This is a genomic window from Streptomyces sp. P17 (assembly GCF_032436805.1).
Classification (GTDB): Bacteria; Actinomycetota; Actinomycetes; order Streptomycetales; family Streptomycetaceae; genus Streptomyces.
In genome coordinates, this window is sequence record NZ_JAVRBF010000946.1 from 1 (window position 1) to 265 (window position 265).

1 protein-coding gene is annotated in these 265 nt (G+C 57.4%); it reads right to left on the reverse strand.

Annotation, left to right across the window (positions count from 1 at the left end):
- On the reverse strand, window positions 1–246 hold a 246-nt coding region (locus tag RMT89_RS43530; protein ID WP_315889285.1), incomplete at its 3' end, for a hypothetical protein.
- Window positions 247–265 lie beyond the last annotated feature (19 nt).

A 265-nucleotide genomic window follows, 5' to 3' on the forward strand; every position in this document is an offset into this window, starting at 1 on the left:
TCCTACAACAGGAATATCGCTAGCGCGATCCGCGATCCAGTCAGCACGACCCGAGATGTCCATGCTGTAGTATGTGACGGTCTTGATCCATTCCGGGGCGGAATAGTCAACCGGGATCAGGCCCGGGTAACGGATGCCGGGGAAGCGAGCGCGATAAACACCGGCCTCCACGTAAGCGGTCTGCGATTCAACAAACCCGAGGTTTGCCTGCATCGCATCACCAACCATGAGCTGATTCTGACGCATGTTGCGCTCCTTACTGCGG